Source organism: Klebsiella michiganensis (assembly GCA_000963575.1).
Lineage (GTDB): Bacteria > Pseudomonadota > Gammaproteobacteria > Enterobacterales > Enterobacteriaceae > Cedecea > Cedecea michiganensis_A.
Map to the genome: position 1 here is coordinate 1,577,563 of CP011077.1, position 12,226 is coordinate 1,589,788.

General features: G+C 51.6%; 11 protein-coding genes and 1 pseudogene. 4 read left to right on the plus strand and 8 right to left on the minus strand.

All coding sequences use genetic code 11. From position 1 onward, the window contains the following. Window positions 1-57 precede the first annotated feature (57 nt). Window positions 58-1,812 (minus strand): Lon protease, encoded by a 1,755-nt coding sequence (locus VW41_07405; protein AJZ91892.1) that lies wholly within the window; start codon window positions 1,810-1,812, stop codon window positions 58-60. Window positions 1,813-1,988: 176 nt separating this feature from the next. On the opposite strand from VW41_07405, the gene VW41_07410 reads away from it, so the two are divergent. Continuing rightward, window positions 1,989-2,441: a Ter macrodomain organizer matS-binding protein gene (locus VW41_07410; GenBank protein AJZ88871.1), complete on the plus strand. Its 453-nt coding sequence runs from the start codon at window positions 1,989-1,991 to the stop codon at window positions 2,439-2,441. 91 nt (window positions 2,442-2,532) lie between these two features. On the opposite strand, the gene VW41_07415 is transcribed toward VW41_07410, so the two are convergent. Continuing rightward, entirely contained in the window at window positions 2,533-3,588 is a 1,056-nt protein-coding gene (locus tag VW41_07415) for a membrane protein (protein AJZ88872.1), read from the minus strand. A gap of 357 nt (window positions 3,589-3,945) precedes the next feature. Then, window positions 3,946-4,455 carry a cell division protein gene (locus VW41_07420; GenBank protein AJZ88873.1) on the minus strand — a complete coding sequence of 170 codons (510 nt, stop codon included), beginning with the start codon at window positions 4,453-4,455 and terminating at the stop codon, window positions 3,946-3,948. Window positions 4,456-4,672: 217 nt separating this feature from the next. Between VW41_07420 and VW41_07425 the strand changes: the two genes are divergently transcribed. Continuing rightward, the gene (locus VW41_07425; GenBank protein ID AJZ88874.1) at window positions 4,673-5,302 is read left to right on the plus strand and encodes a competence protein; all 630 of its coding nucleotides are present in this window, start codon (window positions 4,673-4,675) and stop codon (window positions 5,300-5,302) included. On the opposite strand, the pseudogene VW41_07430 reads toward VW41_07425, so the two are convergent. Both VW41_07430 and VW41_07435 read right to left on the minus strand, forming a co-directional pair. Next, window positions 5,287-7,426 (minus strand): annotated as a pseudogene (locus VW41_07430) (membrane protein). The gene VW41_07425 and the pseudogene VW41_07430 sit on opposite strands and share 16 nt — an antisense overlap. A gap of 12 nt (window positions 7,427-7,438) precedes the next feature. Beyond that, a complete protein-coding gene (locus tag VW41_07435; protein AJZ88875.1) occupies window positions 7,439-7,885 on the minus strand; it encodes a hypothetical protein in 447 nt (148 codons plus the stop codon). A 130-nt stretch (window positions 7,886-8,015) separates the two neighbouring features. Between VW41_07435 and helD the strand changes: the two genes are divergently transcribed. Further along, window positions 8,016-10,070, plus strand: a complete 2,055-nt coding sequence (helD, locus tag VW41_07440; GenBank protein ID AJZ88876.1) for a DNA helicase IV — start codon at window positions 8,016-8,018, stop codon at window positions 10,068-10,070. Here helD and VW41_07445 read toward each other — a convergent pair whose 3' ends face one another. After that, window positions 10,071-10,529, minus strand: a complete 459-nt coding sequence (locus tag VW41_07445) for a methylglyoxal synthase (GenBank protein ID AJZ88877.1) — start codon at window positions 10,527-10,529, stop codon at window positions 10,071-10,073. 99 nt (window positions 10,530-10,628) lie between these two features. Next, on the minus strand, window positions 10,629-11,276 hold the full coding sequence (locus tag VW41_07450) for a hypothetical protein (protein AJZ91893.1): 648 nt from the start codon (window positions 11,274-11,276) through the stop codon (window positions 10,629-10,631). A 168-nt stretch (window positions 11,277-11,444) separates the two neighbouring features. Here VW41_07450 and VW41_07455 point away from each other — a divergent pair, with 168 nt between their 5' ends. Further along, a complete protein-coding gene (locus VW41_07455) occupies window positions 11,445-11,858 on the plus strand; it encodes a hypothetical protein (protein AJZ88878.1) in 414 nt (137 codons plus the stop codon). A gap of 30 nt (window positions 11,859-11,888) precedes the next feature. On the opposite strand, the gene VW41_07460 is transcribed toward VW41_07455, so the two are convergent. Next, window positions 11,889-12,206, minus strand: coding sequence for a heat shock protein HspQ (locus tag VW41_07460; protein AJZ88879.1), 318 nt, complete (start codon window positions 12,204-12,206; stop codon window positions 11,889-11,891). Window positions 12,207-12,226: the final 20 nt, after the last annotated feature.

A 12,226-nucleotide genomic window follows, 5' to 3' on the forward strand; every position in this document is an offset into this window, starting at 1 on the left:
GCCTTTTTATAATGAAGCACGCAGGTTAGCTAACACGTGTACGCTCAACAAGTCCGATCAGTTGTGGTTGAACCAGTTGAGCCAGCGTAGCGGCCACGGAAAGCGCTGGCGAACATCCGGCGCCGTAGCCTGAGCAATACGCTCCTGCACCGCACGCATCAGGGTGTTTTGCCCTTCGCCATCCCACGGGAGATTGGTCAATAACGGCAGGGCATCAGCCACGTCGTCAATTGCCCAAATCGAGAATTTATTTTGTTCGACAGCCTCCAGTACATCTTTGTGCAGCGACAGGTGACGCACGTTCGCCAGAGGAATAATCACCCCCTGAACGCCGCTAAATTCACGCTGCTGACAAATACGGAAAAAGCCTTCCACCTTTTCATTCAGACCGCCAACGGGCTGCACGCGACCAAACTGATCCACAGAGCCAGTGATAGCGATGTGCTGATAAATCGGAACGTTAGCCAGGGCACTTATCAGGGCACAAAGCTCCGCCATGGAAGCGCTGTCCCCGTCAACTTCGCTGTAAGATTGCTCGAAAGTAATGGATGCTGAAAACGGTATTTGCTGGTCAAGCTGCAGTTCAGACATCAGAAATGCCTGCATGATCATCATGCCTTTGGCGTGAATGTTGCCGCCAAGTTCCGCCTTGCGCTCTACGTCTGTAAACTCCCCGTCACCGACATGAACCACGCAGCTAATACGGGAAGGTTCACCAAACGCCCGTGGATGCCCCGGGAATTCAATGACCGACAGCGCATTGATCTGGCCAACCATTTCGCCTTCGGTTTCAATCAGGATTTGCTCCATCAGGATTTCATCCTGCATGCGCTCGGCCAGGAAACCTTCCCGCCATTCACGCTGCTCGAGCATTTGCTGGAGTTGTTCAGCATTAAAGCTGTTTTCTTCGGTAAATGGTGCGACTTCACGCAGCTGGCGTGAAATCCAGGAAGGGCAGAGCGGCAGCATTTCCTGATCGCCCGTGTAACGCACGGCCTCACGAATCAGCGGTGGCCAGGCATCAGCCGCGGGGGCAGGCAATGACTTCTCTGCGGCAATGGCATAGATCCACTGGCACCAAAGCGCCATTTCATCAGCAGAAGCAATTTGCAGATTGTCTTCAAATTCACTGTAGATAGCGGCTGAGGCCAGATCCATCTCCATTTCCTGGAAATCGGCCAGCGAGTCGCGCTCACCTACCAATACCAGTTTGAAATCCAACGTTAATGACGGAATTTTTACCGGCAGAGGGCGAGTTTCGTCAGGTGAAATCCAGTCGAAACGCCCCTGAGTCATGATTTGTTTCAGGCGCAGCCACAGCAGCGGCTGGGCAAGAACGCTACGCATCGACAGTACCAGTACGCCGCCGTTAACGCGATGGATCAGGCCTGGTTCAAGCGACACCTCTCCGGCAAACTGGCGCACGCAGCCGAACAGCTGCTCCGGTTCAACCCAGTCAGCGGTAATCACTTCTCCGCTGGACGCAAAGTTATCGTCAGCGTGCTCGGCCGGACGCAGCGTAACCCGGCCACCTTCAATGAGATAATGCCCGCCGGTAATCTCTTCAGCGCGATCTCGGGATGCTTCAACGGCGGCGGCGATAAGATCCAGGTATTCTTGTTCTTCCGGAGCTTTTACCAGCATCAGGTCAGCGGAAGAAACAGAAAGGTTGAGTTGTTCAATCCCGTAAACTAAACGAGGTTGAACCGCGGAAAGAGGGGCAGAGTCGGTATCATAAGGCTGTGCAAAAATTTCCTGATAGCTTTCGGTATCAGGCACCAGGGCACGCCAGTCAAGTCGATTAGTCGTCAAAGTCGCTATATTTTTTAATGAGATGTCAAAGGCGCGATTATACAAGAATCGTTCGGGTAGCACACGGATAAAGCAGTAACACAGTTTTATCCCCCTCACAGCTTTGATTTTCAGTTCAGCGAATGGCGGAAAAACTGTTATTCTGAACTAAGTTACACGGTCACACTGAGATCACAATGAAATATCAACAGTTGGAAAATCTCGAGAGCGGCTGGAAGTGGAAGTATCTGGTTAAGAAACATCGCGAAGGGGAATTAATCACGCGATACATTGAAGCCAGTGCAGCCCAAGAGGCGGTAGAGCAGCTCCTGACGCTGGAGAATGTGCCGGTTTTGGTTCAGAGCTGGATTGATCAGCACATGAACCCGGCGCTGCATAACCGCATGAAGCAAACGATTCGTGCACGGCGTAAAAGGCATTTTAACGCTGAGCATCAGCATACCCGTAAGAAATCCATCGATCTTGAGTATCTTGTCTGGCAACGTTTGGCAGGGCTTGCGCAGCGCCGCGGCAATACGCTTTCGGAAACAGTTGTTCAACTGATTGAAGATGCGGAACGCAAAGAGAAGGTGGAAAGCAAGATGTCGACGCTTAAACAGGATCTACAGGCGATGCTGGGCAAAAAATGACGCTGTGAAAGCGCGTGTGACCGAGCCATCACCAAGTCTCAAACAATAAAAAACCCCGCCATGGCGGGGTTTTTGTTCAAGGAAGGGTAACTTATGCCGCAGGCTGAGTTACAACTTCTTTGATACCTTTAACTTCGATCTCAACACGACGATCTGGAGCCAGGCAGTCGATCAGTTTAGCTTTAGGTGCTACGTTGTCACAGGTGTTGCCGGTAACTGGGTTAGCTTTGCCCATGCCACGTGGAGAGATTTTGTTCGCTGGGATACCTTTAGAGATCAGGTAATCAACAACGCTCTGTGCACGTTTTTCAGACAGTTTCACGTTGTACTGCTCGGAACCGATACGGTCGGTGTAGCCCAGAACAACAACGGAACCATCTTTAGGATCCAGGTTGCTCAGCTGGGTGTACAGCTGATCCAGTGCCTGCTGACCTTCTGGTTTCAGGGTTGCTTTGTTGAAGTTGAACAGAACGTCAGACTTCAGAGTGAAGTGTTTGGTCTGTACTTCTGGAGCTGGAGCCGGAGCAGGAGCTACAACTGGTGCTGCTTCTTCCTGCTGGCCAAAGCGGTAGGAAACACCTACGCTCAGCATGCCGTTGTCAGGACGAACGCCAACGGTCTGTGCGTCACCGATGTTGTTAACCCACTGGTATTCCAGACGGGTAGCGATGTCACGGGTAACTGCCCACTCAACACCACCAGCGAATACTGGGGAAACACCGGTGTCGTGGTTTTTACCAGCGATGGTGTTTGTAGAGTCTGCACGCCATACCATGCCGCCCAGACGGGTGTAGATGTCCAGGTCGTCAGTGATTGGGTAACCCAGTTTGGTGGTCAGCTGCACGCCCTGAGCTTTGAAGGCACCGCTAACTTCGCTGCCTTTGTAAGGCATACGGCCAAGCCAGTCGTAACCCATTTCAAAGCCAACGTACGGGTTAACCTGATAACCACCGAAGGCACCAGCGCCCAGCTGGCTTTCGTGGGTGTTACCGTTGTTTTGCAGGTCCTTGTTATACCAGCCGGTATCGTGGAACTGAGACCAGCCCAGTTTACCACCTGCATACCAGGTGTTATCTTTCGGTGCGGCCTGCGCTACGGTAGCGAAGCCAGCCAGTGCCACTGCAATCGCGATAGCTGTCTTTTTCATTTTTTGCGCCTCATTATCATCCAAAAGGCCATGAGCTCTAAACCAATTTAAAGCCCAGGGTTAAATCCTTCGCCCGGGTTTACGCTCAATTGTTACTCTACCGATATATCGGTGTTATGAAGAGCAACCCTGGCGAGGTAAAGTCTACAACGTAGTTGGAAAGTTACAAGTGTGAAGTCCGTCAGGCATATGAAAAAAAACGACTTGCATACATATTTTTTTACAGAATGGACTGTTTTTTGAACTCGCTCCCTGTCCAATGAACCCAGTCAAACCGCCATATCACGGGCATTTTTGAGTCATGGCAGCGGATTATATGGCGTGCGTAAAAAATTCCAGGATTTCTCCTAAATTTACTTAATGATACAAACTAGAATGAATTTTTAGGCCATTTCGTGGTCTTGAACCGGATGTTCCTGTGCTGGTTGGACGCATAATAAAGCCCATCGCGTTACCCGTTTCCGCAGCTTTCGTTAGCCGTAAATGTTCTTCATCTGTTAATTCTTCTGGCAGCCAGCCGATGACGACGCTGTAATTTCCCGTCTGTAGAGCTTTCACCATTGCATCAACGGTGCAAAGAGGATCTAACTGATTTGCCTGCATCACTTTTGCCAGCGGCAGCCCGGCCGCCTGCAGCCATGTGCGGCTGAGTTTTTGCTGTGGCGTCAGCCATAGCTGCCAGCGAGATTGTTGTCCCAACTGCTGTAATAAAGGTAGCAGAATAAACTGCGTAACCCATGGGCTCTCTTCACTGTAGACCACTTCGCTGATTAACCCCTGTACGCTGTTATCAGAGAGAGACTGCGCCGGGGAGTGCGCAGTAACTGCAACATGACGAAAGTGAGTTTGAACGTTATGTGAGTGCATAGTGAATCCCGCCTAATGGGTTACTGTATGCATATACAGTAATGCCTGTACGAACAAAGATCAACCGGAATTTCGGAAAGTGTCTCGCATTTTCCGTATGCAAAAGCGGTACGGATGAAATTCTCATTGCCATTACCTTTAACCTTGCTTATTTTCAGAGATTAAGAGGATGAGTAACTAAAACTGCTATTTACCAGTTGATATATAAGGACATATTATGAAAAGGGTGACATTTCTTAGAATTAATAAATCACGGGAATATCTTTCGTCACTGGGTAAAATCGGTTGTCGGCCATTATTTGGCGGTTATAGTCTGACCGTCGAAGGTGTGGTTTTTGCTATGGTGGCGGAAGGCGAGCTTTACCTGCGAGCTTGTGAAAAGTGTGCGCAGTATTTCATCCAAAAATCGGCCCCCCCTCTGATGTACAGTAAACGTGGGCTTCCTGTCGCGCTGAATTACTACCGTGTTGATGAAGAACTTTGGGAAAATCCGGACAAACTCATCCAGCTCTCTTCCCAGGCGTTAAGAAGTGCCCAACGTGAGAAGACGCAGATTAAGATACGTTCTCGCCGCCTGAAGGATCTCCCCAACATTTCCCTGAATATTGAAGTTATGCTTCGTGAGGTGGGTATCAATGATCCACAAACGCTGCAACTCTTTGGTCCCAAACGGTCATGGCTAAAATTACGCAGCACCAGGAAAACGGTAGGCATTAAAGTGTTGCTCGCGCTTGCGGGGGCTATTCGTGGTGTTCATGAGGCGGTACTGCCCGCCGATGTTCGAAAAGAATTGACGGACTGGTGGCGCCGCTATGAGCAGCGCCAACATCCTTACTCGGAGCACTGAGAGATTTGCTGTTGAAGACGAGAGATCTCTGGCAGAAGAGCAATCAATAGCCCAATTTGTTGCAGAACCAGGGGTTCTTTTGTCTCTGCCCGAGTCTCAAGCTGTGAGATGCGCGCGGAGAGCTCTGCCAGAGCAGTCTGAACACGTTCTTCATCGACAGGCAGGTGGTGTAGTGCGTCATCAACATAGCAGACGGCGTCATCAAGCAGCATTAGCGTATCACCGTGGCTAAGTTGTTCCCTGTGTGCTCCTAATGCCGAGATATAGCTATTAAAGGAATGATTCAGGCAAAGCAGGCGGAACGCTGCTTCCCGCATCTCGGCTGAGACCCGAGGTTCAGAGGACATATTTGAAACAACGGAGGCGAGCTCAGCGTCTCTGTTATGGGCATCCCGCCGCGCAATGCGATACTCCAGGCGGTTATCACGCCCCTGGTGGTACTGCTCAAGAATCGCATCCAGATAGCGACAATTGGCGTTGAACGCACGTTCAACTACCCGGGAAAGTCGACGGAATCGCCAGTCAGGCCACACAAAACTTACCGCGGCCCAGGCTACAGCGCAGCCCAGGAGTGTATCAATCACTCGCGGCAGGGCGACTTCAAAGCCTTCTCCCAGCAGGTTAAAGCACAGCAACACTAACAGCGTAATAAACATGGTCGCATGGGCGTATTGCACATTGCGGAAAGCGAAGAACAATACGCCGGTGATGACTATCAGTATTAGCTGGCCTTCGAGAGACGGGACAAGCCAAAGTAAGGGCAGGCCAACGGCTACCCCAACCAATGTACCGATGATACGCAGCGCTAAGCGTCTACGGGTCGCACTGTAGTTGGGCTGGCAAACAAACAAACTGGTCAGAAGTATCCAGTAACCATGCTGCAAACCCGTGAATTGAATAAACGCATAGTCCACACAGAGAACCAGTGACATACGCACCGCATGGCGAAAGAGTGCGGATTCTGGCGTGAGGTTAAGCTTTAGTCGCTGCCAGATATCATCGAAGCCGGTCAGCTTATCGTCGGCTAAACGGTTCTCGGGATCGTTCTGCGGCTCGGCAATAGCCTGTTCTGACTCAATGTTTGCCAGCTGCGCATCAATGGCCCTCAGATTAGTAATCAGAAAGCCCAGTGCTTTTATCTCTGAGGCAGTTGCATGGCTCGCACGAATACGGTCCAGAGCGGAGTCCAGATGGGTAAAGGCGCGTTCAAATCGCGGGTCGTGCTGATACGGGACTCGCAGCAGGATAGAACGAGACAGCTGCTGGCAGGCCTGGGATTGCATCGTGAGCAGACGCTGGAAGCGGAACATCACGTCGCTATAGCGAAACTTATCGCCGCAACGCCTGATACTGAATATGGGACGAGCTCGCGCGCTCGTGAATATCCTGGGCTACGAAATAATAGTGAAGTGTTCGGCGAGTTCCTCTCTGGCCCCGATCGCCACGAAGGCGAGTCAGTAATGAGCTTTTCGTCTGGTTTAGCATGGTCACTAACTGGCTGTTAGCCATGGCCAACTGGAGCATCGGAGCCTGACTTTCTTCTTCGATATCAGGATCAAACAGCGTGGCTTTAATTTCAAGAAAGCTCGCGAGGCTTTCATAACAGCGTGCCAGATTGTCCTGTAGCGGGCGTATCGGGAAAATCAAATGGCCTGCTAACGTCAGCAGGTTGTACCAGACGGCGCCTGCTAAAAGGAAAAGCGGTTGCTGATACCAGTGCTCATAGAGGGAAATACCGAGCATCGTGTAGATGGCGATAAGCAGCGCCCCAAAGGCTATGGTGGCATAGCGCTGCCCTAATCCTCCAAGGAGGATAAACCCGCTGGTGGATACCGTTAAACCAACTGCAAACAACCACGGCCAGGGGAACAGTAACTCAACGGATGCTGAAGCAATGAAAAAGCTGACCAAAGTTATCAGTAAATTTCGTAACCTACCGCTTACGCGATCGTCGAGATCGGCCAGGGCGGCGGCCACAACGCCCAGCGTGAGAGGGATAGTCAGCTTGACTTCACCAAGCCACCACGGAAGCGCCGCAGTGCCTGTGAGGGCAATAAATATGCGCAAGTTATAGAGCCAGGCGCTGTTCCAGGTATAACGACGTACCAGTGGGCTTAGGGTCAGCACAACGGCTCCTTACTGGAAACGGCGACGAGCATTGGCGTCGCGCGCGGCTCTTGCTACTTCAACCGGCACAACCCGTCGGCCAACGGGCCATAATGCGATAGCTGCAATCTTGAAGTTCGCAATCCCTACAGGGATCCCGATAATGGTAATACACTGCGCTATACCTGCCATGATATGCATAATGCATAGCCACCAGCCGAAGAAGATCAGCCAAAGCACATTCAGCAGGGTTCCCCCCGTATTTAGCAGCGTATTTTTACCCTGTGGATTAAGTTCATCGACATGAATGGCTTCGTTGCCGTAGGGCACAAAGGAAAGCTTGGTGATTTCCCAGCAGGAGCGAGTCAGCGGCAGGGTGAAAATCAGCACGATGCTGATAAGCGTGGCAAATAACCATGATAGGGTGGTCAAGAAGCCTCCCAGCACAAAGTTCAGAACATTAAGTACGGTACGCATAGTGACGCTTCCCTGACAGAAAAATAAAGAATGATTAACTGCAGAAATTATAACGCGTTTTTACTCTGGAGCGTCATTACATCGGCAGTTAAACTTGAGTAACAATTCCCACATCGGATCGGGCAACGTAATGGAACTCAAAGCAACTTCTCTCGGCAAGCATTTGGCGCAGCACCCTTATAATCGGGTTAAACTGTTGCCTGCCGGCGTTGAGGTCAAAGGCGACCGCCATGAATACCTCATCCCATTCAATCAGTTAATAGCGATTAACTGCAAGCGTGGCTTGGTTTGGGGCGAGCTGGAATTCGTTCTTCCTGAAGACAAAGTTGTGCGCCTGCACGGTACCGAATGGGCGGAGACTCAGCGTTTTTTCCACCATCTGAATTCGCTTTGGCTCAACTGGAGCACGGAGATGAGCGAGGTGGCTGCTGAAGTTTTAACCGCTCAACGAGAAGAGATAGCCCGGCGTACCCGCAAAGAGGTGTGGTTCCGACGGAGCGATATGCAGGCGTTGCAGGATAACCTCCGCGGAGCTATTGCGGCCCTACCGATTCCCCATTCCCGGCTCGGCGAGTTCGAGAACTGCCGTGAAGCGTGGGCCATATGCAAAGCCTGGCTTGAACAAGGTGAAGAACGTCGCCACCAACGCAATAGCGCCTATACCGAACGGATGCTGGAAAAATACGCCTCCTTCTTTGAACAGGTCGAAAGTTCACCCCTCAATCCGTCCCAGGCTCGTGCCGTGGTCAATGGTGAGGACTCATTGTTAGTCCTGGCGGGGGCCGGTAGCGGCAAAACTTCCGTTCTCGTGGCGCGTGCGGGCTGGTTGTTACAGCGCGGCGAAGCTACGGAGGATCAAATTCTGCTGTTAGCCTTTGGGCGTCAGGCCGCACAGGAAATGGATGAGCGTATATCAAGCCGCCTTAATACCGAGGCTATTTCTGCCAGAACCTTCCACTCGCTGGCACTACACATCATTCAGCAGGGGAGTAAAAAAGTCCCTCGAGTCAGTGAGCTTGAGAGTGATACCGCCGCTCGCCATCAATTGCTGATCGACAGCTGGCAGCAGCAATGCCGGGAAAAAAAAGCGATGGCCAAAGGCTGGCGGCAGTGGCTTAGCGAAGAACTCGAGTGGGATGTTCCTGAAGGCGAATACTGGCAGGATAAGCGGCTGGCGAAGCGGCTTGCCAGCCGGCTCGATCGCTGGCTCGGCCTGATGCGGATGCACGGCGGTTCGCAGGCAGAAATGATAGACAGCGCACCGGAAGAGGTCAGGGAGCTTTTCACTAAGCGTATTAAGCTGATGGCGCCGTTGTTAAAAAACTGGAAAGCGGCCCTGAAAGCCGAAGAGGCGGTTGATTTTTCTGGCCTGATTCATCAGGCAATTAATGTGCTTGAAAAGGGCCGGTTTATCAGCCCGTGGAAGCATATCCTTGTCGATGAGTTTCAGGACATCTCCCCACAGCGAGCCGCCTTACTGGCCGCTTTAAGACGACAAAACTCCCATACTTCGCTTTATGCCGTGGGGGATGACTGGCAGGCTATCTACCGATTTAGCGGGGCGGAAATGACGCTCACAACGGCATTCAGCCACCATTTTGGTGAAGGCGATAGTTGCGCGCTGGATACCACGTATCGCTTTAACGATCGAATCGGCGAGATTGCTAACGGTTTTGTGCAGCAAAACCCGTATCAACTGCGCAAGCCGCTCAATAGCCTCTCCAAAGGGGACAAAAAAGCAGTGACTCTGCTTGCCGATGACAGGCTCGATGATTTACTGGACAAGCTGAGTGGGTACGCCTTGCCCGAACAGCGAATTTTGGTGCTGGCGCGGTACCACCATTTACGTCCGGATAGCCTGGAAAAAGCCTCGACGCGTTGGCCTAAGCTCAATATTGATTTTATGACCATCCATGCCAGCAAAGGGCAGCAAGCAGATTATGCGATCATTCTTGGCTTGCAGGATGGGAAAGAAGGCTTTCCGGCCCCCGCACGGGAGTCAATCATGGAGCAGGCGCTCCTGCCACAGCCGGAGGATTTCCCGGATGCAGAGGAGCGGCGTTTACTTTATGTCGCGCTGACGCGAGCGCGCCATCGGGTCTGGCTTATGTTCAACAAGCAAGAACCTTCCGTCTTTGTTGAAGCACTTAAGCGGCTTGGGGTGCCAGCGACTAACCGCCCGTGATTATTTCAGGCGTTCATTCAGGTAGCGTTGGTAATCCGGTATAAGAATATCCACGCTTTCATTGAAGCCCGGTGAATGAATAATAAAATCGGCGGTAGAAAGGTTGGTGGCGACCGGGATATTCCAGACGGTCGCCAGACGCAGCAGAGCCTTAACGTCTGGATCGTGAGGAACGGCATTGAGCGGGTCCCAGAAGAAAATCAGGACGTCAATTTTTCCCTCAGAAATTAAGGCGCCTACCTGTTGGTCGCCCCCCATTGGGCCACTGAGCATGGCGTTGACTTCAAGGCCCGTTGCTCGCTGAATTAAATTACCCGTTGTCCCGGTGGCATATAGCGTGTGGTTAGCAAGCGTTGCTTTGTGGCGTTGTACCCACTTTAAAAGTGCATCCTTACAGTGATCGTGGGCAACCAGTGCGATATGTTTTTTTACCGCAAGGGTGCGGGTAGTTAGTTCCATTCTGTTTTCCTGGATAGTTTTAGGCTGCTAACAGATTACTAAAAGCGCCCAGGGCTGCAAGAGTAGAACGTCAAAAAAGCGAGGTATCTCGCGGCATTGCTATGGGTTTGGTGTCTCATTTGCCCAGCGTAAAAAACGTGCCCGTGTCGGCTTATCGGCCTGACTGAACCAGTATCTCAACCGTTGTTCTGTGAATGCTTCAGATTGTGCTGGTGGAAGGCCTGGATCCGCCATGGCAAATTTCTGACTGTCATCGTTGGCCTTGAGGTTCGCGAACCCGGGCATTGACGCTTTTTTCCCTGATTTATTATAGCGTTGCGTCTCTTCTTCGTAATCTGTTCCGGTTGGGTCCGGTTTTATCTCCAAAATATCGGTTCGGATGGGAATAGGGTGGGCCTGGCCGTCCAGCAGCTTAATTTGAAAAGCGGCTATAGAACGATTGGGATCTTTTAGCTGCAGAACAATATTGACCTGGTCTATCTCTTTAGTGTCAAAACTGATCACCATCGGTGGGGATATCCCAGAAGACCGGGCGTATGCTCTGGCTATTTTTTTTTCAATACGCAGAACCAGCTGATGCGGCCCATTATCTATTTCAATGCTGTCAGCCCCTTTAAGGAGCGAGCTGGAAACTCTTTTACCGTCCAGAACCAGTAAATCCAGGTCGGTGGAAAGGCGCAGCGTGGTTCCCCATACCAGGGTCGGTATCATAAAAATTAGCCCTGCAAGTGGCAGACCTGCTCTCATTTCACTCTCCCTGGTGAACATGCTGAGTGGATGTTTCAAAGTTTTTCCTGAACCCTACCTATTAACATATAGACATATTTTTAGAAATTGCGCTCCTGAGTTTCCGGTAGAAAGATGGCTGGGTGGCGGGCTTTGGCATACACTTCAGACAACATCTTAGGGGGCGCTATGAAACAAAGTGATATCGAAAATATCCTGAAAACCACCCGCACCATTGCGCTGGTGGGGGCCAGCGACAAACCCGATCGCCCGAGCTATCGGGTGATGGATTACCTGCTAAAACAAGGCTATGAGGTTATTCCCGTGTCGCCGAAGGTCGCGGGTAAAACGCTGTTGGGGCAGCAGGGTTATGCAACGCTTGCGGAAGTACCGAAGAAAATTGATATGGTTGATGTGTTCCGTAATTCTGAGGCGGCCTGGGGCGTGGCGCAGGAAGCTATCGCCGTGGGGGCAAAAACGCTATGGATGCAGCTTGGGGTGATTAATGAGCAGGCTGCGGTGCTGGCGCAGAATGCGGGGTTAAGCGTCGTGATGGATAAATGCCCGGCGATCGAAATACCTCGTCTTGGGCTGGCAAAATAAGAAAAACCCCGCTTACGCGGGGTTTTTTAATCAGTTACGCAGGCGTGGGGCCTGAAGCTGCTGGCGTATCGAGGCAGCCAATTCGTCCATTGATGGCTGTTCAGGGTGCTCGTCGTCGTCTTCAGAACTGAGCTGAGCTTCGGCGAGATAGGTATGAATCGCCTGGCCATCTTCATCTTCCATGACAACGTGGTACCACGGCGCCGCGCGGAGTGCGCTATTGTCGGCCAGATCATCTTCCTGTGGCTCATCGAGCGAATACTCGGGGTCAATGTCGACCACTACGCCCAGATAGCCCAGTAAAGAATGGCGAACCTGCTGGCCAATACCGAATTTGCTGGCAATCATAGTCACCTCCCGGGAATATT